Origin of the sequence: Paraburkholderia bengalensis (genome assembly GCF_037126505.1) — a bacterium.
GTDB classification, from domain to species: domain Bacteria; phylum Pseudomonadota; class Gammaproteobacteria; order Burkholderiales; family Burkholderiaceae; genus Paraburkholderia; species Paraburkholderia bengalensis.
The window spans coordinates 134727-157842 of the sequence record NZ_JACFYJ010000006.1 but is presented as its reverse complement, the minus strand read 5'-3'; the positions used below and the strand labels follow the sequence as shown (position 1 = coordinate 157842).

The window sequence follows — 23116 nt, the reverse complement described above, 5'->3', positions numbered from 1 at the left end:
CTAGAGGGCGACCTTGATGACGTTGCCGGCTGAGGTATCGATCCACAGTTCACCGGAGCCAGCGACCGGCTGAACCGTCGGCAGTTGCGCCAACGCCTGCAACAGCAGATTGAGCGACGTGCGCTGCGTGACGCCCGAGCTCGTCTTGTAGAGCGGCACCGCGTCAGACAGCTGCGGCGTATCGTTGAAGCACAGATCGTTGATCGTCGTCATGTCAGAACCCGTCGATGTTGTTGTCGCCGTTCCAGATCTCCATGTCCGGATCCAGATGCGCGTCAGGGCCAGCATCGAGGCGCGGCGGCCGGTTGACGTAGAACTGGACGCCATCCGCCCAGACCTGATTGCCGGAACCGACAGGCATGTTCGTGTTGCGCTGGTACTGTGGGATGCGCTTGCCGAAGAACAGCAGGTTGTCGCGCGCGAGCTTGAGCTGCGCGACCGTGACTGACGACAGGTTCTTGCCGATGCTCGGCGCCGCGACGATGGCAGCGGACAGGATCACGAGATTGACGAGGCCGGTCGGAATGTTGACCATCGTCGCCGCGTTCGCGGCATCGGGCGTGTCTGCGTAGACCCAGCCACGGATGCGCGCGCCCTTCGTCTCCAGTTCGGCCAGGTTGGCATCAAGCCGGTTGCAGATCCGCTCCATCTCTTCGGGCGGGAAATCGAAAACGGCCCCGGAGAGCCCAAGCTCTGCGAGGCCGTTCTCGACGAAGAACGATTTCGGAGCGCGCATGACTACGCTGCCGGCGGCGCAGCTTCGGCCTGCGCCTTGACCGCGGCCGCGATTTCCTCGGCTGTGCTGCGCGATGCGTAGCCCTGCGGCGGGTAGTTGACAGCCTGATACCCGGCAGCCACGTACTCTGCCACCGTCGGGCCGTCCGTGCGCAGCGCGTCGGCACCGTCAGCGGCCTGCTTCTTCGCCTTGCGGCCGTCCAGCTTCGCCTTCGTCGCGTCGATCTGCGCCTGAAGCGCGGCGTTTTCCTGCTCGACTTCCGCCGCATTGGCCGCTTCGAGCGCTGTCGCCGCGTCCGTATGCCAGCCGTCAGCCACGTGTGCATCGACCTCATGCTTCTCGACAACCTTCTGCACCAGCTTTTCCCACACGCGCTCGCCTTCCTGAGCGGCGAGGATGAACGGCTTGAAAATGGCGATCGACATGGTTCAACCTCGATTCGTTAGGAATACCGCGCATTTTATACGCAAAGCGCGAGAGTTCAACGCGGTTCTGACTTGACAATCTCGATTTTCACGGCGGCCGCGTCTGGTTTGCCGCCCACCGCCATATCGACCGACGACAAATCCGGGATCGCTTTCTTGAGCAAAACCTCTATCGCACGCAGCTGCGTCGGCGACAAATCTTTCAGTTTTCCAAGTGCATGATCTTGAAGCCGATTGATCAGCTGACTCGTCTTGATTTTCAGCCGTACGTCGTCCTGATGGGTTTTACGAAGACGGGCTGCCATTTCGCTCCCCTTGCGCCTGTTCGACGGCAATCTCGCTGTACAGGATCTGCGCGGCGGCGATCAGTTCCCGGGCCTCGGCAAGCGCCGACTCGCGACGGTCGACGGCCAGACACGTCTGGATCCGATCGACGCGGCGCTTCGCTTCCTTGAGCCATTCGCCGCTGTTGCACTGCTGCATGATTGGCATTTCTTCCCCCATGTGGTGTCGGTCATCGTCCGCAGATGACCAGAGCGGCCGAGTGCGCGTCGGCGTGGCGCGGTGCAGCTGCGGTTATTCGACGACTGTCCAGTCTTCGGCCAGCATGTCCGTTTGCGATGCGAGCCAGCCCATGAGGATTTCGCCGGTCGCGGTCTTCATCGTGATCGACGGCAGCACTGTTGCCGCGCCTCCGTTCGCCTCCGCATATTCGCGATTCGGCGGTGCCCAGAAGCTTGCCGCCGGCACTTCGCGCGTTCCGTTGCAGCTCAGCGCCAGCCACATGCCCTTGCCGTTCCAACCCGAGCGCGCGACCTTCTTTCCGGCCTTTAGCATGACCAATGCATCGCCGAAGCTCAGTGCTTGATTCGCGCCTTCGATCGCCCGATAGGCTTCTTCGAACGTTTCCTTAGGCGACCAGCTCGTGTAGCCATCCGCGTACTTCACGGCATAGCCTTCCTTGCCGTCGCGGTCTTCACGCCATGCGGTGATGATCTTCGTGCCGATGTAATCCTTGGTCATGCTTGGCTCCTATGCCGGTTGGTGCTGCTGTTCCTGCCACTCCGCGAACGGACGGCAGATGAATCGTTGAAGGCGGTGCGCTGCTTCGCGATTGGTCGCAAGTTCGCGACGGCTCTCGATCTGGCAGGCGACGCGGATGAAGTGCGCGGCCTCGTCGACGGTGGGCTCACGCGGCGGGACCATCCATTGGCTGATGAACGCGCGGAACCGCGGGTCGCGTGGGAGCATGCCGGCGAACTGGATCGGTTTGAGTCGAGGGCGTTGGTCTTTCATCACACCTCCAGCGGATCAGCGATGGGCATCGCGAGATCGAGCCCGGCCTGAGCAACGGGCGCCGCAATCGCTTCGATGGTCACGACCAGCCGCGCCTCGCCATCCGGTTCCGCGCGCTCTGCCGTGATGCGCCGCACCCACGCGTCATCCTCGAACGCCACGCCCTTGAGCGCGTCGAGCAGCACCTTCTGCGCGTTGTCGAGGTCGATGCACTGCACCGTGTCGTGCCACGCGTCGCCGAGCTTGCGCATGCGCGTGCGATAGTCCTGCGGCCGATTCGGATAGAGCGTGTAGGCGACGGCGATGCGGCCCGCGATGGGCTCGCGCACGCCAGCGGCACGCAGGATCCAGCCCACTTGCTCCTTGTACGCCTTGGCTTCGGCGCTCACGTACGTGCTGACGATGGCCGGGCCAGCCTTGGGTTTGATCACCCGCGTGCGCCAGTAGCGATTCGCCGAGATCGGGTACGGAAGCGTCACGGTGATCATGCTTTCCCCCCGTATGGGCTTACCTTGTCCGCGTGGCGCGAGACGAACATGCCAGCGATGAGCAGGACAACGGCGATCGGCAGCAGCCAGAAGAACATGACGCCGAGAAAACCGAAGACGGTCGCGACGTTGAAAAGATTCGTCGACGTCTCGTAGAGCGCTATCGAACGTGCGTAGCGCTCGCGGCGCTCTGCATCGGTGATACGGCTAGTGCGGTCTAGGCTCACGCTTGTGCTCCATCGTTGTCGAAAATCCCGCGCGCGACGGGCGGAAAGAAGTCGGATGCAGGCGCTGCGTGATCGACGTCAGCCGTCTGCACGGTGGTCGGAATACGCTTCTGGACGCCAATGTCCGCGACGGATTCGATGAGCGCTCGCTCGAGTCTCGCGAGCCACGCCCGGGCGCCGCCCGTCTGCTTTTCGTCGGCGGACATGAGCAGATCGCGCCGGCCGCCGCCGATGAGACGCTGCTGGATCGTGCGGTAGGCAGTGTCCTCGCCGTAGAACGAGCAGCCGTGCCGGCGCAGGTCGAGCGTCGAATCGACGATGTGCATCTGGCTTTCGCGCAGCTCACGCGTGATGGCGTCGTTGAAGTTCGACGGCTTGTCGACGTGGCAGAAGCAGTACCAGCGCCCTTCACTGCCGCGTGTGCCGAGCAGCGGGCAGCCGAATGCTGAGCAGTAGCCCCAAGGTTGTCCGTTGACTTCGCTCATGCGGCGACTCCCTGCGCGCGCTGACGCAGCACGCTTTCGCATTTTTCGAGCAGCCAGCCGTGATCACGACCCGGCGGACAGAGCACGCCGAGTTCCGACGCTTTTCGCTCAATGCCGGCGGGCGTGCGCTTCCAAGCGTTGTCCTCGCGCGGTGCGGGTTTGGGACGTCGAACCTTGTCGACCATTGAGCGGACGAATCCCGCATTGATCGCTGAGACGTCGCCCGTTGCATCGCGATCGGCCACAGCCAGCTCATACGCTGCACGCAGTTCGGCGGGGCTGACGCGCATTGCCGCGAGGTCAATGACCTGCTGCTGACTGGGCGTCATGTTCCGCGCAGCCTTGCCGCGTTCCCGTTCCCATCCGATCAAGCTCGTGGAAATTCCGGCGGCGGTCAGCACGCCGTCGATTTCGTGCGCGCGCGAGGATGTACCGCTGCCGTCGTTAGAACCTATGGTGTTAACTACTGGGTATTGGGTACTGGTGGATGGTGTCTGGGTAGCCGTTGCAGGCGTTGCAGGTGCCGTTTCAGGTAACGGCGGTTCGGCCGTTTCAGGTTTGGCCCCTGACGCCTCGTTCGCCAACGTCCGAAGTTCGCTCATCCCTATATTCCACGGGGCATGCAGCCCGGCGTCGGTGATGATCTTGAACAGTCGCGCGCGTTCTTCGCGGTGACGTTTGAGACGGTTGTCCTCGTTGACTTTCTTTAGCTCGCGCTCGGGCTCTCCGGATTGAAACTCCGCGATCACGCGATCGCATGTGTTTTGGTGCCAGCCGTCTTCGCGCAGTTCGAAGAACTCATTCAGGACGGACGCAACAGCGTCGCGCTGCACCTTCGTCGTCGCGCGGACCTGCCGGCACGCTTCCTTCACATCGGCCGGAATCGCTTGCTCCTTGCGGTAGTACCAGCGAAGCAGGCGCGTGTAAGCGAGGTCTTCGTCCCACGAAAGGTGTGATGTGGCCGCGTCGTAATCGCGGATGTGGTGCTCGTAATAGTTCATCGCGCCCCCGTTGCAGACCGTTTCAGATCGCGTTTCAGGTGCATGAGAGCAAGAACGCGACGAGCCTGTGCACGCCGCTGCTCCGACTGACGGATCAGGCGCTGCCAATGGACACGTTCGGCGGCGGTTTGCATGTCACCTCTCCGCCATGCCTTCGATGCGGCCGACGAGGCCGAATATCGTCCGGATGTGGTCGAACACGCGATCCTTGATCTTGCGAACCTCGTGCTGTTCGACGCGGCCATCGGAGAACGTCGCGTTGACCTCTCGCCCGATATCGCCGTTCGTCTCCCACGTCTTCGCCATCAGCTCGATCACATCGGAGTCGGCGCAGTTCTCGGCCTCGGGCAGTTTGATCAGCGTCATGCCGAGCTCGCGAGCCCACGCCTCGATGATCCGGGTGTCGCCCGTGATCTCGGTCATGCGTACGGCTTCAGCAAGCGTCAGGTGATTGCGGTTCTCCGGGCCGCGGTTGAGCACGACCTTGTTGCGCAGGATTGCCCCGGAGGTAAGGCCCATCAACGTCGCGAGCGTGTCCGTGTTGTGCGCGAAGTCATGAGCGACAGCGTGTGCGGCTTGCTGTGTATTCACGATTAATAGGTCCGTATGTGGTGCGGCGCGGCAGCAAACTGTTTAATTCGCTTAACGCAGCCTGCGGGGAATCAGGCTGCGGCTTTCTCTGCCATCACTTCGGCGTGCACGCGCTGAATGGCGAGCAGAGCCTTCGACGAGCAGTTCGGTTGCCCGCGGAGGATTCGATTGACGGTCGGCTGCGAGACGCCCAGGCGTTTCGCCAGCCCGATCTCACCGAGCTGCGTTTCAGCCTTGATTTCGGCGAGCATTTCAGAGGGTGTGCGCGGTTCCATGTCGTTTGTCCTTGGGAAGGGGCTATACGTACATGCAATACACTATACGATCATGAATAACGATGTCAATGAGGACGTGAATAGAGATTTGGCGTCGTTCTATTCGAACGCGTATATTCCGGGCATGAACATCGCCCAACGTCTTGATAAAGCAATGGAAATCCGTCGATTCGACAGCCAGTCAGCGCTGTCGAGGGCTTCGGGCGTCCCGCAACCGACGATTAATCGAATACTGAAAGGAACCACCGCCAAGCCAGACATCGACACGCTGCGAGCGCTCGCGAAGACGCTCGATGTGACCCTGGAATGGCTGACCGACGGCGTAGGAGCCGGCCCCGATGCGCCGAAGAGCAGGCAAAAACCCCCTCTTCCCGCGGATAAGGGAAACGTCAAGGTGTGGGATCATCCCGACCATCTGGAGCCGGACGAAGATGACGACGAGGGTGATGCGCGTATCTGGATCGACCGGTACGACTATCATTTTTCTGCGGGGACCGGCTTGATCCAGTGGGAAGTGCGGGAGAATCGAGCGCTGCCCTTCAGAGCGGCATTCTTCAAGGCAAAAGGGGCCAATCCCAAAGATTGCAAGCTGTTGGTCGCACGGGGCGACAGCATGGAACCCTATTTGTCCGACAAGAACATTTTCATGATTGACGTCTCGTCGACGCACATCATGGATGGCGAGCGCTATGCGATCTATTTCAACGACGAGCCGCTCGTAAAACAGATCTTCAAGCAGGCAGATGGCGGTCTGGTGCTGCATTCATACAATCCGGCCTACCCGGACAAGCATGTGCAGCGCGACCTGCTGCAATACGTGCACATCGTGGGTCGGGTGATTTACCGATCGGGGTGAGCATGAAGATGAAGCACGTTCTGACGGCCGCGGTCCTCGCGGCCGTTGCTCTTTCTGGATGCGCCAATCGCCAGCAGCGAGCCATGCAGCAGGCGTATGCCAATAAGCAGACGCTTCTAGAAAAATACGTCCATGACCGGTTTCCTTTGGTCAATTCCGGAAAAATATCGCAATCGGACTATTGGAAGGGCTTCTACTATGCCGCCGAGACTGATCCGGTAAGGCCGGCCGATCTCATCATGGCAAAGGGCGCGAATACTATGATCACCGCTGCCCAACAACTCGAGGCTGGCAAGATCACTCGCGAAGACTTCGAGGCAAAACGCCGTGAGGTGCAAATTCAGGAAGGCCAAGAAATGCAAACCCTGAAGGATCAATATGCGGCTCAGCAGGCTCAACAGGATCAAGCCAATCGGGCGGCGCTCATGAACTATTACCTGCAGACGCGCCCCGTCACCACCACGTGTTTCGGAAACACCTGCACCACCCGCTGATCCCCCGCAAACGAATCCTCGCCAGTGCGGGGATTTTTTTCGCGCATAGCTATTCACGAACGTATTGACATACCTATTCACTGTCGCATAGTATTTCTCTCAAGCGCTACCGAACAGCGCTCGGAGAGACCAGATGAACACCACCCAGATCTACACCGTCCGCGTGACCAAACCAGACGGCTACATCTACCGCAACCAGTACATCGGCGGCCGCGCGCTGCGCGAAGGTCTCGCCAACTGGGCTGAAGTGCTGCTGCCCGGCGAGACGCTGGTTGTCATCGAAGGCATCGATCCGGTGGAGGCCTGAGATGCGCAGCCGCCAACAAACCGTGGCCGCGCAGCTGGCCGATTTCTCCGCCTGGTACGCGCAGCGCCTCGACCGCGAGATCGACTACTGCGACGTCGACCGCGACGACGAAGGCAAATACGGCTGGTGCCCGCAATGCGAGTGCAACGTGCACTCCGTGCGCCGCGACTTCGGCATCGGTGCTTACGAGTACTGGGGCTCGCGCGAAGTGCACCGCGATCTGCGCGACGTCTGCCCGACGTGCGAAGGCGACCTCGAAGACGAGCGTCATGACGAAGACGAAGAGTCGGAGGCCTGACATGGACATCCAGCTCAAGCACATCGTCGACGCGATTCGCGCTCTGGAAGTCGCAGAGCACGCGCTTACCTCGAGCGATCCGGAAGAACGCGGCCGCGCTGGCGCGCAGTGCTGCATCGCGAAGATCCGCCTTGAGACAGCGATCGGCCACAACGCCGTTTCCGTTCTGGAGCACTGAGCCATGAAATTCAACCGTCTTCACACGGTCCTCGTGCTGCTCGCGAACGCCTACATGGAAATCGCCTGCCCAAATCCCGAGGCGCCGGAACTGAAGCGTCACTGGATCATCCGGCGCACGGTCGATCTGAACTCTCTTGTGTGGTGCTGACATGGAAAAGATCAAAAACGGTGGGCCGGCGTTCCCGGTCGAGTGCGATTGGATCGACGGCCATCCGCAAGGCAGGCAGACCGCGAACCACGCGGGATGGCACGAAGGCATGACGCTGCGCGACTACTTTGCGGCGAAGGCGATGCAGGGATTCGCCGCTTGCGAAGAGCAGTACTCGAATCTCGACACGATGGCCAAGGCCGCATACATCTGGGCCGACGCCATGCTCCGCGCCCGGGAGGCCTGACATGTGGATCGTCGCTGCCATCTGGATTTTCATCGGCGTCTGCGCGCTGGCCTTCAATCGCGGCGCTCACCGCAACCCAAGCACGCAGGGGAAGTGATGGAAATGGTCACACGCTACCGCCGCCGTCAATGGCGCGATCGCAAGCCCGTAACGATCGAAGACCTGCACATGAGCCATCAGGCGATGGGCGTCCTGTGCGCGCTGGCTGCCATCGGGACGGCGCTGATCATCCTGCTGATCGCGTTCGGGCAACCGTTCATCAACGCTCTGTTTGGAGGCTGATATGTCTCTCAAGATGGTTGATTTCAACGAGGCCGAACGTCAGGTCCGTCTCAAGGAAATGGCTGAGTTCGTCGATTCGCACGAGGATCGTCTCGCTGAAGCCAAGGAACGTCTCGGCGACAAGTACCTGCTCTCGCCGAATTACAACGGCCACTACGTGCCGATACTCACGAAGAAGGTGCCGCAGTGAGCACCCTTGCGCAACTGACGAAGCGTCGCGCGAAGTTCGAGGAATTTCTCTCGGCACGCGGCGCGCAGATCATGCAGCCGACCAATGAATGGGAAGTGCTGCGGTTCAAATCGTCGAAAGGCGTCTCGATCGTCTATCGGAACTCCAAAGATGGTCTGACGTGGACTGGCGAATCAGCCGACGCATGGAACGCCTTCACAGACAACCAGCACTGGCGCGGCGCTCCAGCGACGAAGCGACCGAAGAACGTCGAAGGCCATGTGCGCGCATTGCTGGCGCGCGACGGTGAAGGCTGCTTCTACTGTCTTAAGCCCACCGATGGCGATAACCGCACTGTTGAACACCTCGTCGCACGCTCGCACGGCGGTCCGAACCACCTGAGCAATATGGTTCTGGCGCATCGCCGTTGCAATTCGAACGCTGGACATCTGAGCGTGATGGAAAAGATCCGTATCCGTGAAGGAGCTACGAAATGAGCTTCCTAAAAGGCGCAGCGCATCTGCTGCTCATCTGGTTTGCGATCGTCGCGGTGCTCACTGGTACCGCCTTTCTGATGGTCACGTTCGACTTGATGCGCGACGTCACGCGTGACATTCAACCCGCCCACTACAACAAAGGTGCTGTATGAACCGCGAAGAATTCCTGCTGGCGCGCTCGTCAGGCGTCGGCGGCAGCGATTCGGCCGCCGCGCTCGGCCTGTCGCCGTACAAGACAACTTATGAGCTGTGGCTCGAAAAGACCAAGCAGCTCGCAGCCGAAGACCTCGACGATGTCGAACGCATCCAGTTCGGCCGCCTGATGGAAGACATCATCGCCCGCGAATACGCGCGCCGCACGGACGTGAAGGTTCGCCGTCGCAATCAGGTGATTCGCCACGCTAAATATCCGTGGATGCTCGCCAACGTCGATCGCGTGATAGAAGGCGTGCGCCGTGGCCTCGAATGCAAGAACGTCGACGCGATGGCATATCGCATGGGCGAATGGGGCGAGCCGGGTTCCGACCAGGTGCCCGAGCATTACCTCATGCAGTGCCACCACTACATGATCGTGCTCGACTATCCCGAGTGGGATCTGGCCGCGTGCGTCGGTGGCAACAGTCTCGGTACACGATCCGTCGCGACGCCGAGCTCGAGGAAATGATCGTCGAAGGCGAGCACGAATTCTGGCAGCGCGTCGAAAAGCACGAAGCGCCGGAGCCGGACTACACGCATCCGACGATGCTCGAACTGCTCAAGCGCATGTACACCGGCACCAACGGAGGCGAAGTCCAGTTCGACGATGACCTCATGCACTGGCATCGCGTGAAGCAGGAAGCCGACGCGATGATCAAGCAACAGAAAGCCGTCAGCGACGGCGCCAAGGCGCACTTGCTGCGCGCAATGGGCGACGCCGCGATCGCGCGCCTTCCGGACGGCAGCACGTACAAGCGCAAGGAAGTGACGCGCAAGGCCTACACCGTCGAATCTTCAACCTATATCGATTTCCGCCACACGAAGGCAAAGGAGTAATCACGTGAGCAATAACAACGTCGTCAAGCTCGAAGGCAGCCGCGAGATTATGGACGCTGAGATGTCGCCAGCGCGCATGATGCTCGACCTCAATACGCTGAAAACCGTGTCATACGTTGCCGACCTTATGGCCGAAGGTACGGTCACCGTGCCGGCGCACTTGCGCGGCAAGAAGGGCGACTGCTTCGCGATCGCGATGCAGGCCATGCTGCGCTGGCGCATGGACCCGTTCGCGGTCGCGCAAAAGACGCACCTCGTCAATGGAACGCTCGGCTATGAGGCGCAGCTGGTCAACGCCGTTCTGCAGGAATCGGGCGCGGTCAAAGGCGAGCCGGAATACGAATATCGCGGTGAAGGCAACACGCTGGAATGCCGCGTTGGCTTCATCCCCGCGGGCAAGAATGAGTTGAAGTGGACCGAGTGGCTCAGCTTTTCCGCCGTCACCACGAAAAATTCGCCGCTGTGGAAGACCAATCCGCGTCAGCAGATGGGCTATCTGCAGGTCAAGAACTGGGCGCGCGCATACAAGCCGGGCGCGATTCTCGGCGTCTATACCGTCGACGAGCTGGAGGACAATGCGCCGCCGCCCGCGTCGCGCGATATGGGCCGTGCCGACGAAGTGACGCCCGCCGGTAACTCGCGCACCGATGCCGTGCGCAGCAAGCTCGCATCGAAGCGCAGCGCGACGCCGAGCGTCGACAAGATCATCCGCGACATCGAGGCCGCCACCAACGCGCACGAACTGAAGAAGGCCATCGAGCCAGTCGAGAACCTTGCCAGCGACGCCGATAAGGAAAAGGCCCGCGCGGCCTATCAGGCGAAGATCAAGGCCGAGAAGGAGCGTGCTCAGCAGGCCGCAACGCAGCAGCAGGATGAGACGCACGGCGAGCCGCCGACTATCACCCTCGCCGAGCTGCAGGAGCGTTTCGCCAAGACTACGGACGTCGACGTGCTCGACGCTGATGCGACGCTGATCAGCCAGCTGACTGACGAGGACGAGCAGTCACGTGCGTGCGAAGCGTACGAATTGCGTCGTACCGAGCTGATCGGAGAGTGACGCGTGACCGTCGACACCCCCATCTGGAAGCAGCTGCGCAGCATCCGCAACGCAGATCTGTCGGCGGTCGATCGCGAGCTGCTGCGGCCCGCGTTCGCGGCGCTCGACGGTGGCCAGATCATCGCCGTCCCGCCGTACGTCGCCGCGCGCATCCGCGACATCGCGGCGCGGCAACCGAAGCAGTAACCACCCTCTTTTCCCCGAAGGAGATTTCATGCTTTCCATTGAACGTAAGCTCGTCAAGATTCTGAAGGTCACCGGAGTCGACGAGTTCAAAGGCGACCAGTATGACCACGGATGTAGCGTGCGCATCCAGTTTCTCGACACGAACGAGATCCTCGACGAACTGGATACACACGTTCGCCGCGCCTTCTACGAGAAGGATTCCGGCAAGCCCACTGTCGACGCCAAGGGGCAAACCGGCATGTCGTTGCCGCGCGGCGACATCGAGTTGACCAAGCGCCGCATGCTGAACGTCGAAACGCCGATCCGCTTCAAGAAGGAATTCGTCGGCTACACGATCGTGTTCCATCGCGGCGCGACCGAGACGTCTGACATCAAGCTGTCGGAGGTCAACATCACGAACATCAGCGCCGATCCGCAGGACGACGGCATGTGTCTTTATGAGGCAAACGCCTACATGAAGCCGGTCGCCCAGGTGCGCGGCTACATCGATCACATGTCGAAGTCGGAAATCGAGATCACGCTGACGCCGCCGTCGTCGCAGCAGCCCGACCTCGTCGATCAGGCGAACAAGGCCAAGCGCGATGGCAAAACAGCGGATGCCGGGAAGTCCGAAGACGCAGATAAACAGAAAGCCGATGCAGCTGCTGGCGATGCGCCGAAGGAAGACCCGTTCGCCGGTACCGATCTCGCGCGCGGCAAGGTGAAGACCGATGCGAAGGTGACGACGAAAGGTTCGCGCAAGGGCGGACCTCAGCCAGATGGTTCGTGGCCGTTCCCGAGCAGTCCCGCAGGCGCGCATTAACGACCGTTTCCGGCGGGCCCGCAATCCCGCGGGTTAGCCGATCCCCTTGGCCCGGCCTCGCGCCGGGTCCTTTTTCCCGAATTCAGGAGCAGCGATGGAATCCGCAGCTACCGCCCTTCCGGCAAACCTCTTTCCGTCCGCGATGAACGGCGCGCCCGATCTGGATGACAGCGCCGCTCCCGCGTCTAGCAAGCCGTCGTCGCCCTTCCCGACGTCCGCGTTCTCGCGCGCGATCGTGGCGCCGGAAATGCGCGAGGAAGCGCCGGCGCCGAAGGGCACGAAGATCGAACGCGCGATCGCGTTCATTCGCGACAACGGACCCGCAACGCTTGAACAGCTCGGCAAGCACCTGGACGTCAAGCGCGAGTCTGTGTCCGCGCATCTGCAGAACGCAATCAAGGACGGCCGCCTGGTGCGCGCCGACGGCAAGTTCACGCTCGGCGACGGAAAGCCGCCTGTCGAGGCAAAAGCGGCGCCCGTACCGAAGGCCGAGAAGAAAGCGGCGGCCGAGTCCGCGCCGCGCGCGCCGAAGGTAGCAGGCAACGATGCGAAGGTCGCCGCGTCGCTGTGCATTGGCGACCTGCAGATCATCGGCTGGGCCACCGGCAATCTAACGATCCGCGCCAATGACAACGTCGTCGATCTGAATGCGCCGCAGCTGGCCGCGCTGCGCGCGTTCCTCGAGCTCGCGAGGTAAGCATGCAACGCGAACTTTCACTGCTCGTCGACGGCGGGTTCGACGCCGCCGCGTTCTGGGCAGACAAGCCGTCGAAAAAATGGGTGGTCGCAGTCGGCCGCTGGAACGGCTCGCGATTCGTCGGCCATCAGCTGCACGTCAGCGCGTCGACGCGCGAGCGCGCCGAGCAGACTGCGCTCGCCAACGTGCCGGGCACGAAGAAGCTCGAAGCCCGCGCGCGGCTCGCAACGCCAAGCGATCTCGGCTGCGTGCGCAGCGACACGGCGATCCGCAAGCCCTATGCGTACGAGGTCACCAACGCCCTCGGCGAGCGCGAGCTGATCTTCGCGGATCTCGCGACGGCAGCTGATCTGAAACGGCCGAACGTGCCGCTCTACAAATGAACGAGCGCGAATGGCATATCCACATGGCGCGCATCCATTTGATGCACGCCAGAACATCCCGGCGCCACCCTGCCTGGCACGCGACGTTGCTGCTGTGGGCGGCCCGCCGTCGCGCAGCGCAACAGCCGTCGCTTATCGGACGCGGCCAAGGCGCCCTGTTCTGATCTAACCGCAAGGACAACGACATGCAAACCATTGACCGCGACAAGATTGCCATCCGCCCCGACATCCTTACGGTGAGCGGCCACTACTTCAACTTCCTGACGCCCGAGCATAACGAGTTCAGCATTGAAGACATTGCGCACGGGCTGTCACATATCTGCCGCTTCGCGGGCCATACGCGCGAATTCTATTCGGTCGCGCAGCACTCGCTTTATGTCAGTCGGATCGTGCCTCAGCAGCACGCCCTCGCCGGCTTGATGCACGACGCTGCAGAAGCGTTCATAGGCGACATCACTCGCCCGCTTAAAAAGTTGTTGCCCGAGTACCGCCAGATCGAAGAACGCGTCGAGCGCGCAATCTTCACCGAATTTGGCGTGCAGTTTCCGCTTCCAGCCGATGTGAAGCACGCCGATCTGGTGATGCTCGCGACCGAGCAGCGCGACCTCATGCCACCACATGACGACGAATGGGCGCTGATTAGGGGCATCGAGCCGCTCGCCGAAATGATCGAGCCCGTATCCCCAGCGCGCGCACGCGACATGTTCATCGATCGTTATCTCGAACTCGCGTTTCCCCATACAGACCTGAGCCTGTAAAGCGCAAATACAAAGCAAAGACTGTAGAGGACCACATGAACGACACAATGCGGATCTGCTGCGAGCTGGCGAAGACATACGGTGCGCTGACGATCGTCGACTTCATGCAGTACGGACGACTCGGCGAGGCCGCTGTGCGGCACGCCGTCGCCGACTGCATCAAGGCCGGATACATGCGCGAAGGCAAAAAGAAACAGGTGAGCGTCGGGCGCGGCAACTCGCGCAAGACGTTCGAGCGCACGCGCAAGGCACTGCCGCCGGGCGACGTAAAGCTGCCGGAGATCGTGCCGGCGGCGTCTGAATTCGTGGTGCACAGGCACTGGCAGGACGTCGCGCTGTACGGCGAGCACCGGAGCGCGGCATGAGCACGGTTCGCGACAACCTGATGTCTCGCCCGGGCTATTCGCCGTACTGCGGCAACGCCCGATGCGCGACGATGCCGCGCACGACGTGGAACGGCTCGCAGTTCCGCTGCTTCGAATGCGGCTGGGTGTCTCGGTTTCCGGCGGATTTCATCGACCAGTACAAAACAAGGTGGGGTCTATGAGCAACGTCCACGTCATCGGCGATCGCGCCATCACCCTGCGCGAAGCGGCCGCGCTGCTGCGTGTCTCGTACAACACGGTCTACGCGCGCCGGGAAGAACTCGGATTCTTCCAGATCGGATCGGTCTGGCGCATCTGGCCGGACGATCTGAAGGCGGCTGTGCGGGAGGAATACAATAAGCGCCGACCGGCGCGGACGGAACAGGAGAAAAAAGAATGTCTATCCGAAAGCGCGGCGGTGTCTGGTTCATTGACATCCGCACCCCAAGCGGTAAAAGAGTTCGCCGCTCTTGTGGCACGCAGGACAGAAAGGAAGCACAGGAATACCACGACAAGGTGAAGGCCGAGTTGTGGCGCTCGGCGAAACTTGGCGAGAAGCCTGCAAGGTTGTTCGAGGAAGCGGCGATTCGCTATCTCGCCGAGGAAGCAGAGAAGCGGGACTACGAGAGCAAGGAGCGCCATCTGGCCTGGTTTGGCGGCCGGTTTGCCGGACGCGCGCTCCATACCATCACCCGCGCGGAAGTCTTCGATGCATTACCCGTCGAGGACCAACGCAAGTACATGAAAGGCAAGAAGGTTAGCACAAGCACCCGCAATCGCTACCTCGCGACGATTCGCGGCATGCTGAACGCGGCAGTTAAGTGGGAATGGATGGACTCGGCGCCGAAGCTCAGCGACACGCCGGTATCGAACAGCCGTATCCGTTGGATCACGCCCGAGCAGGCGCGCGCGCTTCTCGCGGCCATCCCGACTGACTGGCTGCGCGACATCACGGAAATGGCCTTCAACACTGGCCTGCGCTGGAGGAACATCTCACAGCTCGAATGGACGCAGGTCGATCTCGTGCGCAGGCGCGCGTGGATCCATCCGGATCAGGCGAAGGGCAAGAAGCCGATCGGCGTGCCGCTGAATGACGCGGCCGTCGCGGTGATCCGGCGCCAGCTCGGGCGGCATGAGAAGTTCGTGTTCGTGAACAACGGCGCGCCGCGGCAGAAGTCTGACTTTCCGCAGTGGCGTCGCGCGTGCGAGCGCGCAGGTGTGCAGCCGTTCCGCTTCCACGACACGCGGCATACGTGGGCGAGCTGGCACGTGCAGAACGGCACGCCATTGAATGTGCTGAAGGAATTGGGCGGATGGGCGGATTACGACATGGTGTTGCGCTATGCGCACCTGGCGCCCGACCATCTGTCACAGCACGCGAACACGGTCACACTTTGGGCACAGTCGGCTCCGGATAGTTCGGGCGCAGTGGTCAGGAAGATTGGCTAGAAGCCTTATGCAGCAAGCGATTCAGCGATACTGGATCGGAAATTGGGAGACGGATCATGCCGGATGAGGAGTCCGGCGTCGCCCCAGCCAGAGCTAGATCCGTCATGTGTTGCATTATCGGCTCGCATCCGGCGCGCGTCATTGCACAAGATGGCAAGAGACTCTTACGAATCGGATCAAAATACGCTCATGCCACGCGCCGCGCGTCGAGCCCCAGTCTAAATGGCCGGCGCGTATCGGCTAATATAGCGATCTGATTGCGCCCCTCATTGCGCCTCGACCCACTAATTGCCCCCTGCTTTGCCGACCTTCACCCTACCTTCCGCACTTCAAGCGGAGCTCGAAATCCGCAAGAGCCGCTTCATTGCCTACGCGATACCCGTCGCCGATCGCGACGCCGCGATGAACGAGCTGCGCCTTCTGCGCGAACAGCATCCCGCGGCGACGCATGTCTGCTGGGCACTGCTGGCGGGTGGCCAGTCAGGCATGTCCGACGACGGCGAGCCGTCCGGCACGGCCGGCCGGCCAATACTCGAGGTGCTGCGCCATCACGACCTGGACGGGGTGCTGGCCGCTGTCGTGCGCTATTACGGCGGCGTGAAGCTGGGCGCGGGCGGCCTCGTGCGCGCCTATACCGACGCGATCGCGACTGCGCTGCAGGACGCGCCGCGCGTCGAGCGTATCTCCCTGGCGTCGCTGACTGTCCAGATCGGCTATGCCGACGAAGCCCGCGTGCGCCGGTGGATCGAGCAGGAAAATCACACGCTCGATGCAAGCGCCTACGGAATGGAGGTGCAATTGACGATACGCATGCCCGTCACCGCCATCGACACTGCACGCGATGCGCTGCGCGACATGACGCAAGGCCGCGCCGTGTTCCCTGACGACATCTGACCCACGCGCAAGCGAAAAAAGACGGCCTGCGTCACAGCACGTGACGCAGGCCGCTTCGAGCCTCCGGGCGAGCGCTTTGCCAGTGCTAGTGCATCGCAGCAAACGCCTTCGCCGATTGCCGCCCCTGCGCGCGCCCGTTGCTCCTTGCGCGTCTTCAAGAATCATGTCGGCGCGTTTCTCGGCGACCATCATCGTCGGCGCGTCGATGTTGCCTGACGTGATATTCGGGAAGATCGACGCATCGACGATCCGCAAGCCCGACATACAGTGCACGCGCAGACGCTCGTCGGCCACGGATGTCTCGCTGTCCGGCCCCATCGCGCATGAACCGCACAGGTGATAGATCGAGTGCTTGCGCCAGCGCTTTAGCGCGGCCGCGGCAGCGTCGACGGCGGCGATCGCCTCGTCGCGCGATGCTCCCGAAACATGCGCAATCAGCGCCTCGGTAGCGGGGTTACAGACGGGGATCAGTTCGCCCGCGGCGGGTTCGATGAACTGGCCGCTGACGAAATGCCGGTCGAGTCGCATCGTGTTTACCTGGTGACGCGTGCGTGAAGCGCATTACCGGCGGCAAGTCGGAAAAACGCGAAACATGCCGCCCACGCATGACCCGGATTCTTCTCTGCGCCCTGGCGGCGCGCAAGCGAGTAGTTCGACAGACAAACATTCGAAGAAGTCATGCATATAGGTCGCCGCAACGTGCGAGCGAACGATGCGATGCGTCGTTCAGCCGATAGGGAGGAATGCGTGCGGGAAGAATGCGAACGAAGCGCGAATACCGCGAATCAGTGCTGGCGCGAACCGGCATTGCACCGGTTGGACAACGTGGCGCGGCCAGGGGAAGGCCGCGCCAGTTAACGGTCCATACGGGACCGTCTCACACTAAATGGGCGTTGCGCAGCGTTCAAGCCTCGCCGGTCGAAGCGGCGGGTGCCTGTACGGTGACGGGCGTTTCGACGACGGGCGCCACGCTATTGGCGGGCGCCGGCTTTGCGCTTGCCTTTTTCGCCGCAGCCTTTTTCGCGGGCGCTCGGGTTGCGGCGGCACTCTTGGCAGCGACCTTCGTGCCGACTACTTTCTTTGCCGCCGCCTTCCTGCCGACTGCCCGCTTACCGGCCGTCGCTGTCGCCGCGCTGGCGGCTGATTTCGCTGCTGTCTTTTTAGCCGCTGTCTTTTTAGCCGCAGTCTTTTTGCCGGCCGATTTGGCCGCCGACTTTTTCGCCGCCGCCTTGACGCCCACGGCCGATGCTTTCTTCGCCACCTTGCGGCCTGCCGTCTTCGCCGTCACCGCTTTTTTGGCTGCCGCTTTCTTCGCGGCGGTTTTCTTCGTAGCAGCTTTCGCGCTCACGACGGGCTCCGCCGCAGCCGCCGCATCGATCAGAAACTTGCTGCGGTCTTTGACATTCTTGATCCACGCCGGCGGCCTGGCATGACCGCTCCATGTCGCGCCTGTCGCCGGGTCACGATACTTGGGCGGCAATTTGCCTTTTGCCGCCGTCGCTTTTCCCGCCTTGCCGTTCTGCCCAAGGCGTTCAACACGCTCGCGTTCACGCCGTGCCTTTGCGCGCCTTTCGATATCTTCCGTCGTCAGGCCATGCTTGATCATCAATTCCCTGATCTGGTCCAACGCGCCCTGCGCGCGTTTGGCGATGAGTGCCTCGGCCTGCGTCTGAAGTTTCTTTATACGTGCCTGGATGTTTTCCAATGTAGCCATTATTTCCTCCCTTTGAATCAGATACGCGGACTATGCCATGGAATTGCTTAGAAGCGCTATGGTTTTAGAGCGCGAGTAAGCAAAACGTCGTATGCCGACATACGCAATAGAGCTTTAGGCGCGCTCAAGGTTCACCACGCAGATCGCTTAAGCTTTTTGACGTGCCCGCTTGCGGCGAGAATAATGCGCCCTTTTCGTTCGTTGATACGGGCAGAGCTCATGCCTTTAGCCGACACATTGCTGCATGGCCGCATTCGTGCGCCCGACACGAGGACGCTGATAAACTTTCAGCAACCTTTTCTATTGCGAGTCCCTACGCGTTGCCGTGCTCTTTCGATGGCCGCTTCGACACCTGGAGATATTGATGGAGCACGCGTATGTCCAGCTACTGCACCTGCTTGCAGGCCACACGGCATGGACGCTGGTCATCGTGTTTCTCGCGGCCTTTCTCGAAGCTGTCGCATTCATCGGTACGTTCATTCCGGGCAGCACGGCGATGTTCATCGCGGGCGCGCTGGTCGGCACGGGCACGCTCAATCTCGGCTGGCTATTTGCATGCGCGATAGCGGGCGCCGTGGCGGGCGACGGCATGAGCTATTCGTTCGGGCGACGTTACAAGGACAGAATCGGCAAGCTCTGGCCATTCAGCACTCATCCTGGGCTGCTTGAAAGCGGGCAGAAGTATTTCGACAGGCATGGCGCGAAGAGCGTCGTGTTCGCGCGCTTCGCTGCGCCGCTGCGGGCCATCGTTCCCGTCGTCGCCGGCATGCTCGAAATGCCGCCCCTGCGTTTCTACGCGATGAATCTGCTGTCGGCGCTCCTATGGGCGCCCGCTCACATTCTGCCTGGCGTGGTGTTCGGCGCGTCGATCCAGCTCGCGGGGGCCGTGTCGTTCCGTCTCGTCGCGGTGCTCGCGATCGTCGTCGCAACCGTCTGGCTGTGCTTCTGGATCATGCGCGTCGTCGTTTCGCATGCGCGCGCGTGGGCAAGCATATCGCGCGAAGGCATCCTGCACTGGGCGCGCGATCACGAAGCGCCCTACGGCAAGCTGATTTTTCGCCTCGTCGATGCCGAGCAGGCCGCCATCGGTCTGCTGATCGGCATTTCGGCGTTCGTGCTGCTGTGCGCGGGCATTTTCTTCGGCGTGATGCAGGACGTGATCAGCGGCGATCCGCTCGTCCAGGTGGATCTGTCGTTCTATCGCTTTCTGCAATCCGCGCAGGCGCCCTGGGTTGGCGAAGTGCTCGCACGCGCGTCGACGCTCGGCAGCGTGCCGACGCTGGCGGCCCTCGTCCTCGCATCCATCGTGATGCTGGGCTATGAGAAGCGCTGGCGCACGCTCGTTTATTGGCTCGTGGCGGTGATCTTCTCGCAACTGCTGATCTTCGCGATGCAGGCAATCGTGCATCACGCGCCGCCCGCCGGCGCGCTCGCCGACAGCTTTGCGTTTCCCAGCAATCACGTCGCGGCGAGCGTCACTGTCTATGGCTTTCTCGCCTTCCTCGTCGCACGGCGGGTCGGCACGTTCACGGGAATCGCCGTCGCTGCGCTCGCGAGCCTGATCGTGATCGCCGTCGCGTTTGCGGGCCTGTATTCAGGGCGCTTCTCGTTCTCCGATGCCGTGGGCGGCGCCGCGTTCGCCGCCGTGTGGGTCGCCGTGGTGGCGCTGACGGCCGTCTGGCGCCACCCGGAAGCGCCGCCCGAGCGCGCCTACATGCCTCCCGTGTTGCTGGTCGTGCTGTGCGCGAGCGTCGGCGTGCAGCTCGCGCTTGGCAGCCAGCCCGATGCCGCGAAGCTGCTGCACGAGCAGCCGCCCGTTGTCGTCACGCAGGCGCAATGGACGGACTCGCTATGGCGGCAGTTTCCCTGCTATCGCTCCGACATGAAGGGCGACCGGCGCGAGCCCATCACCGTGCAATGGACAGCCGATTCACAGCAGATCGTCGATCAGCTGCGCAGCAGGGGCTGGCTCGAAGGCACGCGCTTCAATGCGCGCACGCTGTTCTCGCTGGTCTCGCCCGACGTGCCCGCGATGGATTTGCCCGTGTTGCCCAAGCTCAACGACGGCGAACCGTCTGCGCTCGTATTCAGCCGCGAGCGCATGCGCCGCGACGAACGCGACGTGCTGCGCTTCTGGCGCACCAACTACGCCGTGGCGCGCCACGACGGCGTCGCGCCGACGCCGATCTGGCTGGGCTCGCTCGTGCACGAGCGCCTGCTGCGGCCTTCGTGGCCCTTCAACGTGCTGCGCACCGACAGGCAACTCGATCCCCTCATCGCGCCCAAATCGCACGACGCAGAATGGCGGGGACTCGAAGTGTCGAGCAGCATCGGTTGCACTGATATTCCCGTCACGCTGATTGCGTCGAACCGTCGGTAGCCGCTGTTCCCGTCTCGCTCACCGTGCCCACCATACAAATGGCACGCGGCCATGCAACAATGCATCGCTGACGGCCGCGCGTCAGCAGACGCGACGTCGCGATGCAATGCGCACTGGAGTGATTGCAATTGATCGATTTCCATCCCTCGGCAATTTCTACCTGGGGAGCAGCCGTCGTCTTCCTGAACGTGCTGATCACGCGGCTCGGCATTCCCATTCCCGCCGTGCCCGTGCTGCTGCTGGCGGGCACCGCAATCGCCAACGGGCATTTGTCGTTCTGGCATGTGCTGACGGCCGCGCTCGCGGGCGCATTGATGGGTGACGGTGCATGGTTCGCCGCGGGACGCCTGCTCGGGCGCCGGCTGATCCATGCACTTGCGCGCCTGTCGGCAGCCGTCGAAGTGCGCATGCGCAAGGCGCGCGCACTGTTTGTGCGCTTCGGGCCCGCCATCGTCTCCGTATCGAAGTTCGTACCGGGCCTCGCGATCATCACGCCGCCGCTGATGGGCACGACGCGCGTCGGCACGATCATCTTTTTCGCCTGGGACGCGGCCGGCATTGTCGCGTGGGCCACGTTCTGGCTGCTAGGCGGCGCGGTCTTCGAGCGACAGTTGAGCATGCTGATCCGCCAAGTGCGCGCGCATGGCTGGACCATCATCGATGTCCTGTTCGCCATCGCGCTCGCCTATCTCGCGTTCCGCTTTATCCAGCGCTGGCGGCTGCAACGGCCGCTGTCGCTCGCGCGCGTTTCGCCCGAACAGGTCGACGCCATGATGCGTTGTGAGAAGCCGCCCGTGATTCTCGATGCGCGTCCTGACGAAACAAAAGGACAGGCGCCGCAGCGCATACCCGGCGCGTTGCCGCTCGACGTCCGTTCCCCCGATACCGTAGATGCAGCGCTGCTTGCGCGCGATGTCGTCGTCTATTGCGTATGCGCCGACGATGTCACGGCGAGATCGCTAAAGCAGCAGATGCGCCGTAAAGGGTTTACGCGAATCCGCGCGCTAAGAGGCGGACTCGATGCATGGGAAAGGCGGGGCTATGTCGTCGATCCATCGAGCAAACCGGACGGGCTTGCCGCCCAAAGCAATGCCGAGAACAATCGCGCGCTGCCGCGCGAGCGCGGCGTGACGCTGCGCGGCATTGCGCCAAGAAACGCGGCTTCGGGTTGATAGCGGGTTGATTGCGGGTTGATTGCCGCATAATTACGCTTTGCGCACTGGAAGCGCTAAAGAACAAACCCGGGCGTTATGCGTTCTTTTGAATGCGCTAAACGCGATTGCACAAGGCATTCGAATGAGCGGTGACCTCAAAAGCAAGCTGGCGCGATTCTGGCTAGAATCACTTCTTTAAGATTCGATGATTCAGGACCGTTCAGGTAAAACCTGGAGCTTAAAGGTATGCGCTGGCTATTTGTTATATGGTTTATCTTGAGCGTTGCGTATGTGGCCCGGCGCGGCAATGCGCGCTTCACTTTCGGGCGGCAGCTTTCGGACCACTCCACTTTTCTCGCGCCCATTAACGTCCTCTGTTATCTATTCTCGCCCCTCAAGGCAACCGCATATATCAACGAGGACCGCTTTCCGGAATTGGCGCCGCTCAAGGCCAACTGGAAAATCATCCGCGACGAAGCGCTCGCCGTGGACGCCGCGCAGAAAATATCCGCGTCCACTAATTACAACGACATCGGCTTCAATTCATTCTTTAAAACCGGCTGGCGCCGCTTTTACCTGAAATGGTATGACGAGCCGCATCCGTCGGCCCAATTGCTTTGCCCCGTGACCACGCGGCTGCTGCAGGAAATTCCGACCATCAAGGCCGCCATGTTCGCGCAATTGCCGCCGGGCGCGAGTCTGGTGCGCCATCGTGATCCGTATGCGGGCTCGGTCCGGTATCACCTGGGGCTCGTTACACCTGCAAGCCCGAAGTGCTATATCGACGTGGACGGCCAGCAATACTACTGGCGCGACGGCGAATCGGTGATGTTCGACGAAACCTACATTCACTACGCAAAGAACGAGACAGACGTGTCGCGCATCGTGCTCTTCTGCGACATCGAGCGGCCGATGTACTTCCGCTGGACAGCCGCGCTGAACCGCATGTTCTCGAGTGTCGTGATGCGCGCGGCCAGTTCGCCGAACGAAGAAGGCGACCGCACGGGCTTCCTGAACCGCGCGTTCAAGTACGTGTACGCCATTCGCCGCGTCGGCAAGCGCCTCAAGGCGTGGCACCGCCCGACTTACTACGTCGTGAAGTGGGTACTGTTCGGTTCGATTTTCGCGGGCATTCTTTACGCGCTTTGATGCGCGCCGGCTTTGAGCAGGCGTCGAACACGCAAGCGCGCTGCTAAAGCACGCCTTTGGCATTGGCCGCCAAACCATTCAAGCCACGCGCCTG

The 23116-nt window shown here is 61.9% G+C and carries 42 protein-coding genes and 1 pseudogene; 28 read left to right on the top strand and 15 right to left on the bottom strand.

All coding sequences use genetic code 11. The annotated features are described in order from the left end of the window. The 13 genes from H3V53_RS06340 to H3V53_RS06280 all read right to left on the bottom strand — a co-directional run bounded on the left by H3V53_RS06340 (nt 1) and on the right by H3V53_RS06280 (nt 5524). Nucleotides 1-213: a hypothetical protein gene (locus H3V53_RS06340; protein WP_336597221.1), complete on the bottom strand. Its 213-nt coding sequence runs from the start codon at nt 211-213 to the stop codon at nt 1-3. A 1-nt stretch (nt 214) separates the two neighbouring features. Next, nucleotides 215-736, bottom strand: a complete 522-nt coding sequence (locus tag H3V53_RS06335; RefSeq protein WP_336597220.1) for a packaged DNA stabilization gp4 family protein — start codon at nt 734-736, stop codon at nt 215-217. 2 nt (nt 737-738) lie between these two features. Next, nucleotides 739-1161 carry a hypothetical protein gene (locus H3V53_RS06330; protein WP_336597219.1) on the bottom strand — a complete coding sequence of 141 codons (423 nt, stop codon included), beginning with the start codon at nt 1159-1161 and terminating at the stop codon, nt 739-741. A gap of 56 nt (nt 1162-1217) precedes the next feature. Beyond that, nucleotides 1218-1466: a hypothetical protein gene (locus H3V53_RS06325; protein WP_336597218.1), complete on the bottom strand. Its 249-nt coding sequence runs from the start codon at nt 1464-1466 to the stop codon at nt 1218-1220. Beyond that, nucleotides 1447-1644 (bottom strand): hypothetical protein, encoded by a 198-nt coding sequence (locus H3V53_RS06320; protein WP_336597217.1) that lies wholly within the window; start codon nt 1642-1644, stop codon nt 1447-1449. The genes H3V53_RS06325 and H3V53_RS06320 overlap by 20 nt, the downstream gene beginning before the upstream one ends. Before the next feature lie 93 nt (nt 1645-1737). Continuing rightward, nucleotides 1738-2184 carry a DUF2829 domain-containing protein gene (locus H3V53_RS06315; protein ID WP_336597216.1) on the bottom strand — a complete coding sequence of 149 codons (447 nt, stop codon included), beginning with the start codon at nt 2182-2184 and terminating at the stop codon, nt 1738-1740. 9 nt (nt 2185-2193) lie between these two features. Continuing rightward, on the bottom strand, nt 2194-2457 hold the full coding sequence (locus H3V53_RS06310) for a hypothetical protein (RefSeq protein WP_336597215.1): 264 nt from the start codon (nt 2455-2457) through the stop codon (nt 2194-2196). Continuing rightward, on the bottom strand, nt 2457-2945 hold the full coding sequence (locus H3V53_RS06305; protein WP_336597214.1) for a RusA family crossover junction endodeoxyribonuclease: 489 nt from the start codon (nt 2943-2945) through the stop codon (nt 2457-2459). Before H3V53_RS06305 ends, H3V53_RS06310 begins: the two co-directional genes overlap by 1 nt. Then, nucleotides 2942-3172, bottom strand: a complete 231-nt coding sequence (locus H3V53_RS06300) for a hypothetical protein (protein WP_336597213.1) — start codon at nt 3170-3172, stop codon at nt 2942-2944. Before H3V53_RS06300 ends, H3V53_RS06305 begins: the two co-directional genes overlap by 4 nt. Beyond that, on the bottom strand, nt 3169-3657 hold the full coding sequence (locus H3V53_RS06295; RefSeq protein WP_336597212.1) for a hypothetical protein: 489 nt from the start codon (nt 3655-3657) through the stop codon (nt 3169-3171). Before H3V53_RS06295 ends, H3V53_RS06300 begins: the two co-directional genes overlap by 4 nt. After that, on the bottom strand, nt 3654-4658 hold the full coding sequence (locus H3V53_RS06290) for a YdaU family protein (RefSeq protein ID WP_336597211.1): 1005 nt from the start codon (nt 4656-4658) through the stop codon (nt 3654-3656). The genes H3V53_RS06295 and H3V53_RS06290 overlap by 4 nt, the downstream gene beginning before the upstream one ends. Before the next feature lie 135 nt (nt 4659-4793). Then, a complete protein-coding gene (locus H3V53_RS06285) occupies nt 4794-5249 on the bottom strand; it encodes a phage regulatory CII family protein (RefSeq protein ID WP_336597210.1) in 456 nt (151 codons plus the stop codon). 71 nt (nt 5250-5320) lie between these two features. Beyond that, nucleotides 5321-5524 (bottom strand): hypothetical protein, encoded by a 204-nt coding sequence (locus H3V53_RS06280; RefSeq protein WP_336597209.1) that lies wholly within the window; start codon nt 5522-5524, stop codon nt 5321-5323. A gap of 52 nt (nt 5525-5576) precedes the next feature. Between H3V53_RS06280 and H3V53_RS06275 the strand changes: the two genes are divergently transcribed. The 24 genes from H3V53_RS06275 (at nt 5577) to H3V53_RS06160 (ending at nt 16625) form a co-directional block, all read left to right on the top strand. Beyond that, nucleotides 5577-6380: an XRE family transcriptional regulator gene (locus tag H3V53_RS06275; RefSeq protein WP_336597208.1), complete on the top strand. Its 804-nt coding sequence runs from the start codon at nt 5577-5579 to the stop codon at nt 6378-6380. 2 nt (nt 6381-6382) lie between these two features. Then, nucleotides 6383-6874 (top strand): hypothetical protein, encoded by a 492-nt coding sequence (locus H3V53_RS06270; protein WP_336597207.1) that lies wholly within the window; start codon nt 6383-6385, stop codon nt 6872-6874. A gap of 133 nt (nt 6875-7007) precedes the next feature. Next, on the top strand, nt 7008-7181 hold the full coding sequence (locus tag H3V53_RS06265) for a hypothetical protein (RefSeq protein WP_336597206.1): 174 nt from the start codon (nt 7008-7010) through the stop codon (nt 7179-7181). A gap of 1 nt (nt 7182) precedes the next feature. Beyond that, nucleotides 7183-7479 (top strand): hypothetical protein, encoded by a 297-nt coding sequence (locus H3V53_RS06260; RefSeq protein WP_336597205.1) that lies wholly within the window; start codon nt 7183-7185, stop codon nt 7477-7479. A gap of 1 nt (nt 7480) precedes the next feature. Next, nucleotides 7481-7657, top strand: coding sequence for a hypothetical protein (locus H3V53_RS06255; protein ID WP_336597204.1), 177 nt, complete (start codon nt 7481-7483; stop codon nt 7655-7657). A gap of 3 nt (nt 7658-7660) precedes the next feature. After that, nucleotides 7661-7807: a hypothetical protein gene (locus tag H3V53_RS06250; RefSeq protein ID WP_336597203.1), complete on the top strand. Its 147-nt coding sequence runs from the start codon at nt 7661-7663 to the stop codon at nt 7805-7807. A gap of 1 nt (nt 7808) precedes the next feature. Continuing rightward, entirely contained in the window at nt 7809-8054 is a 246-nt protein-coding gene (locus tag H3V53_RS06245) for a hypothetical protein (RefSeq protein ID WP_336597202.1), read from the top strand. A gap of 96 nt (nt 8055-8150) precedes the next feature. Further along, nucleotides 8151-8336: a hypothetical protein gene (locus H3V53_RS06240; RefSeq protein ID WP_336597201.1), complete on the top strand. Its 186-nt coding sequence runs from the start codon at nt 8151-8153 to the stop codon at nt 8334-8336. A 1-nt stretch (nt 8337) separates the two neighbouring features. Beyond that, complete coding sequence (locus H3V53_RS06235) at nt 8338-8526, top strand: hypothetical protein (protein ID WP_336597200.1); 189 nt, start codon at nt 8338-8340, stop codon at nt 8524-8526. A 71-nt stretch (nt 8527-8597) separates the two neighbouring features. Then, nucleotides 8598-9002 carry an HNH endonuclease gene (locus H3V53_RS06230; protein WP_336597199.1) on the top strand — a complete coding sequence of 135 codons (405 nt, stop codon included), beginning with the start codon at nt 8598-8600 and terminating at the stop codon, nt 9000-9002. Continuing rightward, the gene (locus H3V53_RS06225) at nt 8999-9154 is read left to right on the top strand and encodes a hypothetical protein (protein ID WP_336597198.1); all 156 of its coding nucleotides are present in this window, start codon (nt 8999-9001) and stop codon (nt 9152-9154) included. The genes H3V53_RS06230 and H3V53_RS06225 overlap by 4 nt, the downstream gene beginning before the upstream one ends. Next, nucleotides 9151-9666 carry a YqaJ viral recombinase family nuclease gene (locus H3V53_RS06220; RefSeq protein WP_336597197.1) on the top strand — a complete coding sequence of 172 codons (516 nt, stop codon included), beginning with the start codon at nt 9151-9153 and terminating at the stop codon, nt 9664-9666. The genes H3V53_RS06225 and H3V53_RS06220 overlap by 4 nt, the downstream gene beginning before the upstream one ends. Beyond that, nucleotides 9663-10034, top strand: coding sequence for a hypothetical protein (locus H3V53_RS06215; protein WP_336597196.1), 372 nt, complete (start codon nt 9663-9665; stop codon nt 10032-10034). Before H3V53_RS06220 ends, H3V53_RS06215 begins: the two co-directional genes overlap by 4 nt. A 4-nt stretch (nt 10035-10038) precedes the next feature. After that, on the top strand, nt 10039-11091 hold the full coding sequence (locus tag H3V53_RS06210; RefSeq protein WP_336597195.1) for a recombinase RecT: 1053 nt from the start codon (nt 10039-10041) through the stop codon (nt 11089-11091). 3 nt (nt 11092-11094) lie between these two features. Beyond that, nucleotides 11095-11277 carry a hypothetical protein gene (locus tag H3V53_RS06205; RefSeq protein ID WP_336597194.1) on the top strand — a complete coding sequence of 61 codons (183 nt, stop codon included), beginning with the start codon at nt 11095-11097 and terminating at the stop codon, nt 11275-11277. A gap of 28 nt (nt 11278-11305) precedes the next feature. After that, nucleotides 11306-12079: a hypothetical protein gene (locus tag H3V53_RS06200; RefSeq protein ID WP_336597193.1), complete on the top strand. Its 774-nt coding sequence runs from the start codon at nt 11306-11308 to the stop codon at nt 12077-12079. Between the two features lie 94 nt (nt 12080-12173). Next, the gene (locus H3V53_RS06195) at nt 12174-12776 is read left to right on the top strand and encodes a hypothetical protein (RefSeq protein WP_336597192.1); all 603 of its coding nucleotides are present in this window, start codon (nt 12174-12176) and stop codon (nt 12774-12776) included. Nucleotides 12777-12778: 2 nt separating this feature from the next. Next, nucleotides 12779-13159, top strand: a complete 381-nt coding sequence (locus H3V53_RS06190; RefSeq protein ID WP_336597191.1) for a hypothetical protein — start codon at nt 12779-12781, stop codon at nt 13157-13159. Between the two features lie 185 nt (nt 13160-13344). Then, complete coding sequence (locus H3V53_RS06185) at nt 13345-13917, top strand: YfbR-like 5'-deoxynucleotidase (protein ID WP_336597190.1); 573 nt, start codon at nt 13345-13347, stop codon at nt 13915-13917. A 35-nt stretch (nt 13918-13952) separates the two neighbouring features. Continuing rightward, nucleotides 13953-14282, top strand: coding sequence for a hypothetical protein (locus tag H3V53_RS06180; RefSeq protein ID WP_336597189.1), 330 nt, complete (start codon nt 13953-13955; stop codon nt 14280-14282). After that, nucleotides 14279-14464 (top strand): hypothetical protein, encoded by a 186-nt coding sequence (locus H3V53_RS06175; protein WP_336597188.1) that lies wholly within the window; start codon nt 14279-14281, stop codon nt 14462-14464. Before H3V53_RS06180 ends, H3V53_RS06175 begins: the two co-directional genes overlap by 4 nt. Further along, nucleotides 14461-14802, top strand: a complete 342-nt coding sequence (locus H3V53_RS06170; RefSeq protein ID WP_336597187.1) for a helix-turn-helix domain-containing protein — start codon at nt 14461-14463, stop codon at nt 14800-14802. Before H3V53_RS06175 ends, H3V53_RS06170 begins: the two co-directional genes overlap by 4 nt. Further along, complete coding sequence (locus tag H3V53_RS06165) at nt 14799-15731, top strand: tyrosine-type recombinase/integrase (protein ID WP_336597186.1); 933 nt, start codon at nt 14799-14801, stop codon at nt 15729-15731. Before H3V53_RS06170 ends, H3V53_RS06165 begins: the two co-directional genes overlap by 4 nt. 300 nt (nt 15732-16031) lie before the next feature. Then, nucleotides 16032-16625: an IMPACT family protein gene (locus H3V53_RS06160; RefSeq protein WP_336597257.1), complete on the top strand. Its 594-nt coding sequence runs from the start codon at nt 16032-16034 to the stop codon at nt 16623-16625. 144 nt (nt 16626-16769) lie between these two features. On the opposite strand, the pseudogene H3V53_RS06155 reads toward H3V53_RS06160, so the two are convergent. Continuing rightward, a pseudogene (locus H3V53_RS06155) lies at nt 16770-17078 on the bottom strand (GMC oxidoreductase); the annotation flags it as partial. A 451-nt stretch (nt 17079-17529) separates the two neighbouring features. After that, nucleotides 17530-18105 carry an H-NS family nucleoid-associated regulatory protein gene (locus H3V53_RS43585; protein WP_419539430.1) on the bottom strand — a complete coding sequence of 192 codons (576 nt, stop codon included), beginning with the start codon at nt 18103-18105 and terminating at the stop codon, nt 17530-17532. Between H3V53_RS43585 and H3V53_RS43580 the strand changes: the two genes are divergently transcribed. The 4 genes from H3V53_RS43580 to H3V53_RS06130 all read left to right on the top strand — a co-directional run bounded on the left by H3V53_RS43580 (nt 18055) and on the right by H3V53_RS06130 (nt 23022). Next, nucleotides 18055-18390, top strand: coding sequence for a hypothetical protein (locus tag H3V53_RS43580; protein ID WP_419539431.1), 336 nt, complete (start codon nt 18055-18057; stop codon nt 18388-18390). The genes H3V53_RS43585 and H3V53_RS43580 overlap by 51 nt on opposite strands. Before the next feature lie 313 nt (nt 18391-18703). Further along, nucleotides 18704-20719: a bifunctional DedA family/phosphatase PAP2 family protein gene (locus H3V53_RS06140; protein WP_336597185.1), complete on the top strand. Its 2016-nt coding sequence runs from the start codon at nt 18704-18706 to the stop codon at nt 20717-20719. A 128-nt stretch (nt 20720-20847) separates the two neighbouring features. Beyond that, complete coding sequence (locus H3V53_RS06135; RefSeq protein ID WP_336597256.1) at nt 20848-21891, top strand: DedA family protein/thiosulfate sulfurtransferase GlpE; 1044 nt, start codon at nt 20848-20850, stop codon at nt 21889-21891. Between the two features lie 228 nt (nt 21892-22119). Next, nucleotides 22120-23022, top strand: coding sequence for an aspartyl/asparaginyl beta-hydroxylase domain-containing protein (locus H3V53_RS06130; protein ID WP_336597184.1), 903 nt, complete (start codon nt 22120-22122; stop codon nt 23020-23022). Nucleotides 23023-23116: the final 94 nt, after the last annotated feature.

Excerpts from the sequence above, each read along its gene's own strand:
- H3V53_RS06265 (WP_336597206.1), top strand. The coding sequence starts at position 7,008 with ATGAACACCACCCAGATCTACACCGTCCGCGTGACCAAACCAGACGGC.
- H3V53_RS06320 (WP_336597217.1), bottom strand. The coding sequence starts at position 1,644 with ATGCAGCAGTGCAACAGCGGCGAATGGCTCAAGGAAGCGAAGCGCCGC.
- H3V53_RS06250 (WP_336597203.1), top strand. The coding sequence starts at position 7,661 with ATGAAATTCAACCGTCTTCACACGGTCCTCGTGCTGCTCGCGAACGCC.
- H3V53_RS06245 (WP_336597202.1), top strand. The coding sequence starts at position 7,809 with ATGGAAAAGATCAAAAACGGTGGGCCGGCGTTCCCGGTCGAGTGCGAT.
- H3V53_RS06260 (WP_336597205.1), top strand. The coding sequence starts at position 7,183 with ATGCGCAGCCGCCAACAAACCGTGGCCGCGCAGCTGGCCGATTTCTCC.
- H3V53_RS06220 (WP_336597197.1), top strand. The coding sequence starts at position 9,151 with ATGAACCGCGAAGAATTCCTGCTGGCGCGCTCGTCAGGCGTCGGCGGC.
- H3V53_RS06185 (WP_336597190.1), top strand. The coding sequence starts at position 13,345 with ATGCAAACCATTGACCGCGACAAGATTGCCATCCGCCCCGACATCCTT.
- H3V53_RS06130 (WP_336597184.1), top strand. The coding sequence starts at position 22,120 with ATGCGCTGGCTATTTGTTATATGGTTTATCTTGAGCGTTGCGTATGTG.
- H3V53_RS06275 (WP_336597208.1), top strand. The coding sequence starts at position 5,577 with ATGAATAACGATGTCAATGAGGACGTGAATAGAGATTTGGCGTCGTTC.
- H3V53_RS06335 (WP_336597220.1), bottom strand. The coding sequence starts at position 736 with ATGCGCGCTCCGAAATCGTTCTTCGTCGAGAACGGCCTCGCAGAGCTT.
- H3V53_RS06235 (WP_336597200.1), top strand. The coding sequence starts at position 8,338 with ATGTCTCTCAAGATGGTTGATTTCAACGAGGCCGAACGTCAGGTCCGT.
- H3V53_RS06195 (WP_336597192.1), top strand. The coding sequence starts at position 12,174 with ATGGAATCCGCAGCTACCGCCCTTCCGGCAAACCTCTTTCCGTCCGCG.
- H3V53_RS06255 (WP_336597204.1), top strand. The coding sequence starts at position 7,481 with ATGGACATCCAGCTCAAGCACATCGTCGACGCGATTCGCGCTCTGGAA.
- H3V53_RS43580 (WP_419539431.1), top strand. The coding sequence starts at position 18,055 with ATGACCGCTCCATGTCGCGCCTGTCGCCGGGTCACGATACTTGGGCGG.
- H3V53_RS06305 (WP_336597214.1), bottom strand. The coding sequence starts at position 2,945 with ATGATCACCGTGACGCTTCCGTACCCGATCTCGGCGAATCGCTACTGG.
- H3V53_RS06225 (WP_336597198.1), top strand. The coding sequence starts at position 8,999 with ATGAGCTTCCTAAAAGGCGCAGCGCATCTGCTGCTCATCTGGTTTGCG.
- H3V53_RS06240 (WP_336597201.1), top strand. The coding sequence starts at position 8,151 with ATGGAAATGGTCACACGCTACCGCCGCCGTCAATGGCGCGATCGCAAG.
- H3V53_RS06175 (WP_336597188.1), top strand. The coding sequence starts at position 14,279 with ATGAGCACGGTTCGCGACAACCTGATGTCTCGCCCGGGCTATTCGCCG.
- H3V53_RS06315 (WP_336597216.1), bottom strand. The coding sequence starts at position 2,184 with ATGACCAAGGATTACATCGGCACGAAGATCATCACCGCATGGCGTGAA.
- H3V53_RS06140 (WP_336597185.1), top strand. The coding sequence starts at position 18,704 with ATGGAGCACGCGTATGTCCAGCTACTGCACCTGCTTGCAGGCCACACG.
- H3V53_RS06190 (WP_336597191.1), top strand. The coding sequence starts at position 12,779 with ATGCAACGCGAACTTTCACTGCTCGTCGACGGCGGGTTCGACGCCGCC.
- H3V53_RS06340 (WP_336597221.1), bottom strand. The coding sequence starts at position 213 with ATGACGACGATCAACGATCTGTGCTTCAACGATACGCCGCAGCTGTCT.
- H3V53_RS06330 (WP_336597219.1), bottom strand. The coding sequence starts at position 1,161 with ATGTCGATCGCCATTTTCAAGCCGTTCATCCTCGCCGCTCAGGAAGGC.
- H3V53_RS06170 (WP_336597187.1), top strand. The coding sequence starts at position 14,461 with ATGAGCAACGTCCACGTCATCGGCGATCGCGCCATCACCCTGCGCGAA.
- H3V53_RS06325 (WP_336597218.1), bottom strand. The coding sequence starts at position 1,466 with ATGGCAGCCCGTCTTCGTAAAACCCATCAGGACGACGTACGGCTGAAA.
- H3V53_RS06230 (WP_336597199.1), top strand. The coding sequence starts at position 8,598 with ATGCAGCCGACCAATGAATGGGAAGTGCTGCGGTTCAAATCGTCGAAA.
- H3V53_RS06280 (WP_336597209.1), bottom strand. The coding sequence starts at position 5,524 with ATGGAACCGCGCACACCCTCTGAAATGCTCGCCGAAATCAAGGCTGAA.
- H3V53_RS06180 (WP_336597189.1), top strand. The coding sequence starts at position 13,953 with ATGAACGACACAATGCGGATCTGCTGCGAGCTGGCGAAGACATACGGT.
- H3V53_RS06200 (WP_336597193.1), top strand. The coding sequence starts at position 11,306 with ATGCTTTCCATTGAACGTAAGCTCGTCAAGATTCTGAAGGTCACCGGA.
- H3V53_RS06310 (WP_336597215.1), bottom strand. The coding sequence starts at position 2,457 with ATGAAAGACCAACGCCCTCGACTCAAACCGATCCAGTTCGCCGGCATG.
- H3V53_RS06270 (WP_336597207.1), top strand. The coding sequence starts at position 6,383 with ATGAAGATGAAGCACGTTCTGACGGCCGCGGTCCTCGCGGCCGTTGCT.
- H3V53_RS06215 (WP_336597196.1), top strand. The coding sequence starts at position 9,663 with ATGATCGTCGAAGGCGAGCACGAATTCTGGCAGCGCGTCGAAAAGCAC.
- H3V53_RS06295 (WP_336597212.1), bottom strand. The coding sequence starts at position 3,657 with ATGAGCGAAGTCAACGGACAACCTTGGGGCTACTGCTCAGCATTCGGC.
- H3V53_RS06290 (WP_336597211.1), bottom strand. The coding sequence starts at position 4,658 with ATGAACTATTACGAGCACCACATCCGCGATTACGACGCGGCCACATCA.